Origin of the sequence: Hymenobacter terricola, from assembly GCF_017921975.2 — a bacterium.
Taxonomy (GTDB): domain Bacteria; phylum Bacteroidota; class Bacteroidia; order Cytophagales; family Hymenobacteraceae; genus Hymenobacter; species Hymenobacter terricola.
Genome location: NZ_JAGEMO020000213.1, coordinates 1 through 886 on the forward strand (window position 1 = coordinate 1; position 886 = coordinate 886).

Here is an 886-nt window from a genome sequence, read left to right on the forward strand (position 1 = left end):
AGATTAAGTTGAACAAAGGAGGTCCACTTGCTTTGACAGCCAGGAGGTTGGCTTGGAAGCAGCCATTCCTTTAAAGAGTGCGTAACAGCTCACTGGTCGAGCGAGCGGGCGTCGATAATACGCGGGCATCAAATCTGGTACCGAAGCAATGGATGTAACCTGCAAGACGGTTACGTGGTAGGGGAGCATTCTCCTTGCGGTGAAGGTGCGTCGTCAGGCGTGCTGGAGCGTGGAGAAAAGCATATGTAGGCATGAGTAACGATAATGGGGGTGCGAAACCCCCACGCCGATAGACTAAGGTTTCCAATTCAACGCTAATCGGAATTGGGTTAGTCGGGACCTAAGGGGCAGCCGAAAGGTGAACTCGATGGACAGCAGGTTAATATTCCTGTACTAATGGTAGCAAGTGATGCAGTGACGCAGAAGTGAAAGCACCGCGGGCGGACGGAAGTGCCCGTTGAAGACCGTAGGTATTGGGACCGTAGTTAAGTACGCGGACCTAGCCGAAAGTTGATAGTACCGTACGTCCTTCGGGACACGCGGATAGTGTGCCTAATCCGACTGCCAAGAAAACCTGCTAAGCGTTTTAATGCTATTATTACCCGTACCGCAAACCGACACAGGTAGTCAAGGAGAGTATCCTGAGGCGCTCGAGTGAATCACGGCCAAGGAACTCGGCAAAATGGACCTGTAACTTCGGGAGAAGGGTCGCTTCCTCTTGGGCAACCAAGAGAAGCCGCAGTGAAAAGGCCCAGGCGACTGTTTAACAAAAACACATGACTTTGCTAACGCGCAAGCGGACGTATAAGGTCTGACACCTGCCCGGTGCCGGAAGGTTAAGAGGGGAACTTAGTCGCAAGGCGAAGGTTTGAATCGAAGCCCCGGT

Annotated in this window: 1 rRNA gene; it reads left to right on the top strand. The window is 52.5% G+C overall.

From position 1 onward, the window contains the following. Nucleotides 1-886: ribosomal RNA gene (locus tag J4G38_RS28285) — 23S ribosomal RNA — on the top strand; the annotation flags it as partial.